Source organism: Tunicatimonas sp. (assembly GCF_049647865.1).
In the GTDB taxonomy this organism is placed as follows: Bacteria; Bacteroidota; Bacteroidia; order Cytophagales; family Cyclobacteriaceae; genus Tunicatimonas.
Genome location: NZ_JBARYM010000147.1, coordinates 1 through 9,853 on the forward strand (window position 1 = coordinate 1; position 9,853 = coordinate 9,853).

Here is a 9,853-nt window from a genome sequence, read left to right on the forward strand (position 1 = left end):
TGATCAGTATGCCTAAGGTAATTGAGAGCGTTTGCTGTAAGCCAGCCATAGCCAAGCTTTGCCCTAGTAATCCGAATAGGCCACCGAGGAAAGCGTAGGTGGTGATGCGCCCTAGATTATAGGCTAACCGTCCTAGCCAACGACGTAGACTCGCCTGATCGCGGACGGGTAATGCCAGCGCAATAGGGCCGCACATGCCCAGGCAGTGGAAGCTTCCTAATAGTCCGATGGCGAAGGCGGTGACAATCATTACTGAATAAAGATTGATTCTTCGGTGAAGTACGCCGCATCGCCACTCATCCAGTCAACCTTCACTTTATAGTAGCCCTTAGCTAGTTGACTCGTTGAAATAATCTGCTGCTGATCCGCATTGAGGGCAATCGCTACGGAACGGTCGTTTCGCATGTCGGACGGGCAGAATAGTTGAATTTCTCCTCGTACCGTAGCCGTTAGGTCGTCCGGAAATTGCACCACCAGTTGTTGCGCTCGCTGCGCGAAGGTAAGCGGTGAGTCCAGGGCCTGGTTGTTCGCAATTTTATCAATCTGCTGTTGGTACCTCAACTCCTGCTGATAATAGTCTTCCGATACCAAATCGATATTTTCCTGAAAGCTACGAAATACCAGTATCCCGATAAAAAACCCAAACAGAATAAATGCCAATGCTATTTTCCAACCCCAGTTCATGATGTAAATGTGTTATAGTGTTAGTGTGTTAATGTGTTCAAGTTCACTGTACATTGCTAATTGTTCACTGCTTGTTTGGTCCTAAGAAGGAAGTTTTTACCGTTTCTAGTAATTCATCACCAGCGTACACTCCGACTTCAATATCGGTTTTCATCTGCTGAACCTCGCTGCGGTTTAGCATAATAAATACCGCACTTTGGGCGGTACCCTGCTGAGCTACTTCTAAAACATCTTGCCCCACCATTCGTAGTTCACCTCGCTCATCCATCAGGCGAAGGTGTACGGATAAGTCTTTATTAGTTTTGTTGATAATCTTTATGTTGTACAGGTTGCTAATTCGGCCGTCGTCTTGCTCCTGGTACATCATACCGGGAGTGCGAAGTAGGCTGGTTTCTACGTCAGTTCGTAGTAATAACAAACTAGTCATGGCAACGGTGAGCAATAAAAGCACAACCGTGTAGGCGATGCTTCGGGTCGTCCAGCGTAGTTTTTTTCCTTCGGCAATGCCTTCTTCCGAGGCGTAGCGTACCAGCCCCTTAGGTAGCCCAACTTTTTCCATAATATCATCACAAGCATCGATACAGGCGGTACAGTTTACGCATTCCAGTTGCGTACCATTCCGAATGTCAATACCGGTGGGACACACGTGCACGCACTGCTGGCACTCAATACAATCGCCCTTCCCAGCAGCATCACGATCTTCATTTTTGCGAAACTTACCGCGAGGCTCACCCCGTTGGTAATCGTAAGCCACCACCACCGACTTCCGGTCAAGTAGCACACCTTGCAAACGGCCGTAGGGACAAATGCTGGTGCATACCTGCTCGCGTAGCCGGGAGAAAACAAAGTAGAAAGCCCCGGTAAAGATCAGAATTGAGGTCAGCCCCGCTAGGTGTTCGCTAGGTGGATCAGTAATGATCTCGATCAACGCTTCGCTACCGATGATATAGGCCAGGAAAGTATTGGCAATCAGGAAAGAGATGGCAAAGAAGATCAGGTGCTTTCCGGTTTTTTTAATGATTTTATCGCTATCCCAATCCCGGCGGTCTAATGCTCGCTGGGCAGTATAGTCGCCTTCAATCCAGTATTCGATCCGTCGGAACACCATCTCCATGAAGATTGTTTGCGGACAGACCCACCCGCAGAATAGCCGTCCGTACACCGCGGTGAAGAGCACAATAAAGATCACCAGTGTGATCATGGCTAACACGAACAGGTAGAAATCTTGAGGCCAAAACACTTGTCCGAAGATAATGAACTTCCGTTCCAGCACGTTGAGCAGCAACAGTGGTTCACCCCCAATGCGGATAAATGGCCCCGCAAATAAAAAAGCTAACAAAACGACGCTTACCCAGATGCGAGCAGAATAGAATTTTCCTTTCGGTTTCTTAGGGTAGATCCAAACTCGCTTACCTTCTGCATCTACCGTAGATATTTTATCGCGGAACGACGGTTGGTTGGGTTCTATTGTGCTCGGATCGTCCATGCCTGTTTTTATGGTTGCTGGTAGCCTCTTAATTCAACGCTAATTCTTCATCCCGTTCATAGGGTTCGCCCTGGGGCTCTTTAGCATTAGGGGGATCGGTACCCTCTAGGGTAATAATGTAGCTAGATAAATCCTGCATCTGAACCGGGCTTAGTTGCGACTTCCAGGGAATCATTCCCTTCTCCGGTACTCCGTTCTTAATGATTCTAAAAATATCTTTCACGTCGCCCCCGTGAATCCAGTAAGTATCAGTAAGGTTGGGGCCAACACCCCCTTCTCCCGCCATACCGTGGCAAGCCGAACACTTTTGCGCGAACATTTTTTGAGCCTCGTCCAGTCGGCCTATGTCGCTAATAAAGGTCACATTGGTTTCATCTACACTGTTACCCGCGGTAGCTAAGTAAGTATCTACCTCAATCTTAGCTTGGGCCATCTCCTGTTCGTACTCTTCTTCCTGTAATGACCCCAAACTGAACACATGAAAGTATAACAGGTATACCACTGCAAAGGCGATCGTTGCGTAGAACATGGCCGTCCACCAGGGCGGTAAGTTGTTGTCTAATTCGTAAATACCATCGTACTCGTGAGTAGTCATTACCTCCGCCTCTCGCTCAACCGGTACCGCATCATTCACTTTAGTTAACATGCGTTGGTACCAAGGTTTAGTCGGTTCTACTAATTCTCCACTCGGACTTACTTCCGAAGTTGGGAATAGCACGTTGCTCATCATCTTGATAACCACTAGTAAAATGACTACTACCAATAGCAGCAGTACCTCCAGTCCCATTAATCCCCAGACGATGTACTGCTCTACGGCACTCATTCCCGAGCCTGAGACTGGAGCAGTCTCTTGGGCAGTAGCGATTGCGGGCAAGAAAGGAAGTAGCAATCCAAGTAGCCAGGGTAGTGTTTTGTTGCGGTTGTCTATAAAACGCTTCATAGTAAGTCGGTCTGAGGTTCTTGGTCTAAAGGAAGTTGCTCTACTTCGGCGATGTATTCCTTGCTGGAGCGAAACACCCAAATGAGTAGTAAAATAAAGAAAGTGAAGAAGATGAGAAAAGAGATCAGGGGGAAAATCTCAATCCCGGTAATCGTTTCCATATGGTGTTTGATGAATTTAAGCATAGGTTTTTAAGTTTTAGGGATTGGGTATTAGGTGGCCGTTACGCGGTTTCTTCGATATTCCAAAACCTAACCCCCAATACCCAACACCTAGTTCTTTACTTGTATATCCGTGCCTAATCGCTGTAAGTAGGCAATCAGGGCAACAATTTCTTTCTCGGGGCTCACTTCAACTCCGCTCGCCTTCAGGCTGGCTACAATCTCGGCCGATTGTTTATTCAGATCCGCCAGTGCCTGAGTTTCGTAACCGGGCTCGTAGGGAACACCCAGGGTACGCATTGCATTAATTTTGTCTTCGGTGTTGCTGGCATCCAGGTCATCTTCCAGCAGCCAGGGGTACGGCGGCATAATGGAACCGGGTGACATGGATTCAGGATCGTACATGTGGTGATAATGCCAGGAATCGGGGTACTTGCCGCCTACCCGTAGCAAGTCGGGACCGGTACGTTTAGATCCCCACAAGAACGGGTGATCGTACACAAACTCACCGGCTTTGGCGTACTCCCCGTAGCGCTCGGTTTCTGACCGGAACGGACGAACCATCTGTGAATGGCAGTTATTACACCCCTCGCGAATGTATAAATCCCGACCCTGAAGCTCCAGCGGAGTGTAGGGCTGCACACTACTGATGGTCGGTACGTTAGACTCTACTAAAAAGGTAGGAATCAGTTCCACCAGCCCACCAATAAGAATAACAATCAAGCTGCCGACTAGCAAAAGTACGGGGCGGTGTTCAAACAGTTTACGATGCCAGTGTTCGTTCTTAGGACTCTGGTAGTTCTTGGTCAGTGGCATCGCCTGAGCCGTTTCTTCCCGCTGGAAAGTGCCGCGGTAGGCCGTTTTGATCAGATTGTACGCCATAATGAGCGCACCAATTATGTACAACGCACCACCTCCGGCGCGTAGCATGTACATCGGGCGAATCTGCTCTACGGTTTCCAAGAAGTTAGGGTACGCCAGTAAGCCCTCCTGGGTAAACTCTTTCCACATTAAGCTCTGGGTAAAACCGGCCCAGTACATTGGTAAGGCATAGAAGATAATGCCCATCGTTCCTAGCCAAAAGTGCGCGTTAGCTAGTTTTCGCGAGTATAGTTTGGTCTGATACAAGCGAGGAATCAGGTAATAGAGCATCCCGAAGGTTAAGAAACCGTTCCAGCCTAATCCCCCTACGTGCACGTGGGCAACAATCCAGTCGGTAAAGTGGGCAATACCGTTCACGTTCTTCAGCGAGAGCATCGGTCCTTCAAAGGTGGCCATGCCGTAGCAGGTGATCGCTACCACCATAAACTTAAGTACCGCATCTTCCCGCACCCGGTCCCAAGCTCCCCGTAAGGTAAGTAGTCCGTTGAGCATTCCGCCCCAGGAGGGAGCGATCAGCATGATAGAGAAGACTACTCCTAGCGATTGCGCCCAGTTGGGTAGCGTATTGTAAAGTAGGTGATGCGGTCCCGCCCAGATGTAAATAAAGATCAAGGCCCAGAAGTGGATGATGGACAGGCGGTACGAGTAAACCGGACGATTCGCTGCTTTCGGGACGAAGTAGTACATCAATCCCAAATAGGGCGTCGTCAGAAAGAAAGCTACCGCGTTATGACCGTACCACCACTGCACCAGAGCATCCTGCACTCCGGCGTACCAAGAGTAGCTCTTGAACATAGCAATCGGTAGCTCAAAAGAATTAACAATGTGCAGCACCGCTACTGTAACAAACGTGGCAATATAGAACCAAATAGCAACGTACAAATGTCGTTCGCGCCTTTTAAGAATAGTAGCAAACATATTCCAGCCGAAGACCACCCACAGCAGCGTAATCGCAATATCAATGGGCCACTCCAGTTCGGCGTATTCCTTACTAGTGGTGATACCTAGCGGTAAGGTTAGCACCGCGGACAGTATAATGAGTTGCCAACCCCAAAAGTTAATACGACTTAGCGTGTCGCTGAACATCCGGGTTTTACAAAGCCGCTGTAGCGAGTAGTATACTCCGGCAAAAATACCGTTGCCTACGAAGGCAAAAATCACGGCATTGGTATGCAGCGGGCGAATTCGGCCGAAGGTCAGGAATGGCAACTCAAAGCTCAGGGCGGGGTACACCAGTTGCAATGCCGCGATGAGGCCTACGAGCATCCCAATTATTCCCCACGCCGTGGTAGCGATTAGAAACAGACGGACAATGGTATTGTCGTAGCGGAAAGTTTCTAGTTGATGAGAGGGTTCTATCGGAGGGCGATCCGATGTCAGTACCGTGGTTGTAGACATAGACTATTTCTTGGAAGAAGTGGATGGGTGAGATTTTGGTTGATTGGTAGGCGTAGTGTCGTCAAACAGCATCCGCACCGAGGGAGTGTAGTCGTCGTCGTACTGACCGCTAATACTAGCCCACAAAAAAGCCAGTAAAAACACCAAGGCTACGGTTAAACTCACTCCGATCAATAGAATTAATACGCTCATCCAGGTTGTAGAATTTACCTACAAAGAAAGAGCAGGAAACAGGGGCAGAGAATGATGCGGATCAGCTAAAAAATTGACTTTCGTCAGGTTTTGTGTAAATTAAGAATAGGTGATTTTTAATTGAGCTATGAAATCTTTTTTCCTTCTAATCATTGGGCTATGTATAAGCACTTTTACAATTGCCCAAACCACGCTACAGAATGATGAGCTCCGACGCACTTTCTCTGGAGTAGGAATTTTTCTTTCACCCCACGGTTATCAGTATCCTGACATTAGCTTTGATGGGCTAATGAGTATGTCAACTAATTCGAGCCTTATTGGGGAGCATCTAAAACAGCATGATCCTCAGCAAGGGCAGTATTCATTGACCATGACTGGTGCGACTTTAGGTGCTTACGCCAGATGGTTTCCTCGCCATACTCGTTTCCGGGGTACGCAGGAGCTACGAGTGGGTGTGGGAGTAGTAATTGGCAGAGAAGGCGTAGTAGAATATTATTGGAATGAACCAAGTGAAAATCCTGAGGGCTATTCTCACCGTTCTGGGCAGTCATACGTTGATTACTGCTATATGGAGAATGAACTGCGGTTGTCAACTTCTTACTTGTTTCACGCTCGTCCTGAGAAGCGGTTTCAACTGTACGGCGGACCGGGTGCTAGCGTAAGCACTGGATTTAATACGCTTCTATTTATTATTAGTACTAGTGAGTCAAACTTAGAAATGAGTGAGATCAGCGCAAAAAATTCGCTGTATACAAATTTTTTCGGACACGGGGGTATATCGTACCGGTTCGGGCGTCATATTGCATTGAATCTAGAAACGCAGGTAGGTGCTGGTTGGCAATGGCTATCAGGCGGCGAAACTAATTTTTTGAGTAACTACTACTCAGTGATTGGTGGGCTACAATATCAGTTCTAGTTTAGAACGCTATTCTTACTTCTGATGACATTAGGTATGACTAAAACGGTAGGTATGCTCCCTTCTGAGCCGTGATTACCTTACCTATAAAATTCGTCCGCTAATATTCAGGTGCCCTATTCGGTAAAGCAGCCTTCTTTGCTCTGACGACTTCTTAAAAAAAACGCTGGGATAATTTCTTGTGACTATTTGAGAACTTTCGGAGATCAAATGTTCTATAGAAGAACAGGCGAAAGGTATAGTTGAGGTCATAGGTAAATCCAGTACTATGCTGCTGGCGTACCATCATGTAGCCGGTATCGAAGCTCCATTGTTTACTAAGTCGGTGCTTGATTCTCAGTGTTAGGCGTTTCCATAGTGGTGCAACTTTTTGTTATTCCGGACTAGGGAGAATGATAGAATGGATGAATAGGTATGGTGTGATCTATCATTCAATTTTTCAGACATTCACTCGCTTTCTACCGCTGGTTACCGCATTGGTCATCGCTAAGTACTTACGGGCGTAGCATAGTCTTTCCCCAACCATTCACGGCCAGGGTAATAAAGCCAACCACAGTTACTGAGCTGAGTGGCATCAATACGGCCGCAATCAAAGGCGTTAATAGCCCACTAATTGCAAACGATAATCCCACCAAATTGTATAAAAAAGATAGCACAAAGGCCCATTTTACGATACGCATACTTACTCGAGAAAAGCGTAGGAAACTACCGAGGTGCAGCAACTGATTGGCCTCCAGAATCGCATCGCAGGCTGGGGAAAATTGGTATACATTGTCGGCTACCGCAATGCCTACGTGGCTTTGCTTTAGCGCCCCGGCATCATTTAGGCCATCGCCCACCATTAGCGGATGCTTTCCGTCTTCTTCCAGTGTTTTCAGATACTCTAATTTGTTCATCGGCGACTGTTGGAAGTGTAGCTCCTGAAAGTACGGAGCCAGATTAGCTCGCTCCCGATCCTGATCGCCCGACAGTAGGTGGGTAGTGTACTTATGCCGGAGTTGCTGCATGAGTGAAGTAAAGCCCGGACGGTAGTGATTGGCGAAACGATAATAACCACGTATTTGGTCACCAATACGGATGTACACCTGGGTCACGTTCGTATCAGTTTGGGAAGAGTTTCCAACCCAAGCCGCCGAACCAATTCGTATCTCTACACCTTCTACTTTAGCGGTTATTCCCTGTCCGGCTTGTTCGTGAAAATGGGTAATTGGCAGTAAAGGCAGGTGATCGGGTAAACTGCGGTAAATCGCCTGGCTTAGTGGATGAGTAGAAGTACGAGCGATGGTGCGAACCCACGACTGCTCTTCCGTACTGAGGGGTTCACCTACAAATGGTATTTCTGATGGCTGCGCCTGAGTAATGGTTCCTGTTTTGTCGAAGACAATGTGGTCAATACTGGCTAGCCGTTCTAGTGTTTCGGTATTTTTTAGGTACAATCCGTGCTTACCGAGTAGCCGTTGAGCGTGGCCGAAGGTGAAGGGGATGGACAAGGCTAGAGCACACGGACAAGCCACAATGAGTACCGAGGTTACCGCCTTGACAATCATACTGCTATCCTGCCCGTACCAGTACGCCGCGGTAGCTACACTGATGGCTAAAATTACCCACGTAAAGTACTGACCTACGCGGTTAGCCAACGGACTCAGACTACCTTTCAGTGGCTGAGTGAATACATCTTGGTTCCACAGGTCGGTGAGGTAGCTGTTCGCTACGGGTTTACGCAACTCAACAGTCAGTGGGCCACCCTGCTGCTTGCCCCCGGCATACAAATAATCACCGCTTACCTTTTCTACCGGTTCCGATTCGCCGGTTACGAAACTGTAGTCAATACGGGCCTCGCCCCGAAGCAGAATAGCATCGGCTGGAATAAGCTCCTGATGACGAATTAGTAGCTGGTCGCCTACTTGAATGTCTTTTAAAGGGGTAGTTACTTCTTGCTGATTCACCAATCGAGTGACGGCAATAGGAAAGTAAGAAGCGTAGTCACGGTCGTAGGACAGCGCTTGATAGGTTTTGTTTTGGTACCATTTGCCGATTAGTAGGAAGAATACCAGTCCGGTAAGCGAGTCGAAGTAGCCAGTTCCGGTCTGAGTAAAAACCTCGTAACTGCTGCGCCCGAAGAGCGTGAGCAACCCCAGCACGATGGGCACATCCAAAGTTAACAGCCGATGGCGTAATCCTTTGATAGCTCCCGAGAAATAAGAAGAAGCCGAATAGAAAAAAACGGGTAGGGATAACAATAGAGTAAGGTAGCTAAAGAAAGTGCGGTAGGTGGGGCTGAGTGAAAAATCGGCATCCAGATAATCGGGCAAGCTGAGTAGCATCACGTTACCGAAGCAAAACCCGGCAATTGCAATTTTGAGGATCAGATTGTTACGCTTATTAGGCTTTGGTTTGGCTGAGGTGGCTAACGAAATATCCGGAGTGTACCCGACTGACTGAAGCAGCTCCACCAACGAGCGTAGTGAAAGCGAACTGTGGCGAAAAGTGATGTTCACTTCTTTTTTCAGAAAGTGTACCCGAGCCTGCACGATATTGGCATTGAACTGAGGTAGTCGTTCCAGCAGCCAAATACAAGCACTACAGTGAATGGTGGGCAAAAACAGCGTGACCCGGCTAATCTCGCCTTCCTGAAAATCTATCAGTGAAGTTTGCACTTCAGGCAAATCTAACGAAGCCCACTGCGTAGAGGCTGAGGACTTTTTTTGGGAAGCTCCGGGAGTGTTTTCCAGCGTATAATACGAGTCTAAACCACTATTGCAAAGAATATCATGAACCGTTTGGCAACCCTGGCAGCAGAAATTTTTATTATCCTGTACAACCACTTTATCGGTACAGTCCTCACCACAGTGAAAACAGGCGGGAGGTGCCACTAGTATTGGTCCGGCCACTGATAAATTGCTCATACTGGGTAAAGTTGCGTAAGAATTACCGATTACTGCCTGATGATAATCATACCAAAAACTGATTTAAATCAGCTATTTAGGTGGGTTTTTATTACCTTCACTAGGTGCTATTTCCGTTAAGTATAGTACAGACCAACACTACTAAATCATGAAAAACAACACTCGCCATCCTTCCATTGCCTGCCAAGCCTGTCGCTCTCGAGCCAACTCCCTGTTTGGTACATTGTGCAGTCATCAACTTACTAATATCTCCGATAGCAAGTCATGTACGGTATATAAAAAAGGGCA

The 9,853-nt window shown here is 47.6% G+C and carries 9 protein-coding genes; 1 reads left to right on the forward strand and 8 read right to left on the reverse strand.

Annotation, left to right across the window (positions count from 1 at the left end):
* The 7 genes from WBA23_RS04595 to ccoS all read right to left on the reverse strand — a co-directional run.
* On the reverse strand, positions 1 to 250 hold a 250-nt coding region (locus WBA23_RS04595; RefSeq protein ID WP_424581072.1), incomplete at its 3' end, for a sulfite exporter TauE/SafE family protein.
* The gene (locus tag WBA23_RS04600; protein ID WP_424581073.1) at positions 250 to 684 is read right to left on the reverse strand and encodes a FixH family protein; all 435 of its coding nucleotides are present in this window, start codon (positions 682 to 684) and stop codon (positions 250 to 252) included. The genes WBA23_RS04595 and WBA23_RS04600, both read right to left, overlap by 1 nt.
* Positions 685 to 748: 64 nt before the next feature.
* On the reverse strand, positions 749 to 2,170 hold the full coding sequence (gene ccoG, locus WBA23_RS04605; protein WP_424581074.1) for a cytochrome c oxidase accessory protein CcoG: 1,422 nt from the start codon (positions 2,168 to 2,170) through the stop codon (positions 749 to 751).
* Between the two features lie 28 nt (positions 2,171 to 2,198).
* Positions 2,199 to 3,110 (reverse strand): cbb3-type cytochrome c oxidase N-terminal domain-containing protein, encoded by a 912-nt coding sequence (locus tag WBA23_RS04610; RefSeq protein ID WP_424581075.1) that lies wholly within the window; start codon positions 3,108 to 3,110, stop codon positions 2,199 to 2,201.
* The gene (locus WBA23_RS04615) at positions 3,107 to 3,295 is read right to left on the reverse strand and encodes a CcoQ/FixQ family Cbb3-type cytochrome c oxidase assembly chaperone (protein WP_424581076.1); all 189 of its coding nucleotides are present in this window, start codon (positions 3,293 to 3,295) and stop codon (positions 3,107 to 3,109) included. Before WBA23_RS04615 ends, WBA23_RS04610 begins: the two co-directional genes overlap by 4 nt.
* An 87-nt stretch (positions 3,296 to 3,382) precedes the next feature.
* Complete coding sequence (gene ccoN / locus WBA23_RS04620; RefSeq protein WP_424581077.1) at positions 3,383 to 5,551, reverse strand: cytochrome-c oxidase, cbb3-type subunit I; 2,169 nt, start codon at positions 5,549 to 5,551, stop codon at positions 3,383 to 3,385.
* Between the two features lie 3 nt (positions 5,552 to 5,554).
* The gene (ccoS, locus tag WBA23_RS04625) at positions 5,555 to 5,743 is read right to left on the reverse strand and encodes a cbb3-type cytochrome oxidase assembly protein CcoS (protein WP_424581078.1); all 189 of its coding nucleotides are present in this window, start codon (positions 5,741 to 5,743) and stop codon (positions 5,555 to 5,557) included.
* 127 nt (positions 5,744 to 5,870) lie between these two features.
* Between ccoS and WBA23_RS04630 the strand changes: the two genes are divergently transcribed.
* Positions 5,871 to 6,659 carry a hypothetical protein gene (locus WBA23_RS04630; protein WP_424581079.1) on the forward strand — a complete coding sequence of 263 codons (789 nt, stop codon included), beginning with the start codon at positions 5,871 to 5,873 and terminating at the stop codon, positions 6,657 to 6,659.
* Positions 6,660 to 7,153: 494 nt separating this feature from the next.
* Here WBA23_RS04630 and WBA23_RS04635 read toward each other — a convergent pair whose 3' ends face one another.
* Positions 7,154 to 9,565 (reverse strand): heavy metal translocating P-type ATPase, encoded by a 2,412-nt coding sequence (locus WBA23_RS04635; protein ID WP_424581080.1) that lies wholly within the window; start codon positions 9,563 to 9,565, stop codon positions 7,154 to 7,156.
* Positions 9,566 to 9,853: the final 288 nt, after the last annotated feature.